This window comes from Xanthomarina sp. F2636L, from assembly GCF_026410195.1.
Classification (GTDB): Bacteria; Bacteroidota; Bacteroidia; order Flavobacteriales; family Flavobacteriaceae; genus Xanthomarina.
Genome location: NZ_JAPMLM010000033.1, coordinates 1 through 218 on the forward strand (window position 1 = coordinate 1; position 218 = coordinate 218).

Genomic DNA, 218 nt, shown 5'->3' on the forward strand with positions numbered 1-218 from the left:
CCAATCGGGAAGGTATCTCCAGGATTGTGCGAGCTAGTAACATTAAATCCAGCACAGTTGTCAGCACCAGTAGGCGCCGTCCAAGTTACAACCGCATCACATTGACCAGCATCATTACTTACCGTAATATCAGCAGGACAGGATATGGTTGGTGCTTCTGCATCATTAACAGTCACGTCGAATGAACAAGAGTTTGTTAATCCAGCTGCATCCGTAAT

The 218-nt window shown here is 45.9% G+C and carries 1 protein-coding gene; it reads right to left on the reverse strand.

Features of this window, described 5'->3' with window-relative positions; translation table 11 throughout:
• A partial coding sequence (locus OS191_RS00150; RefSeq protein ID WP_267153684.1) for an HYR domain-containing protein occupies positions 1-218 on the reverse strand: 218 nt, incomplete at both ends.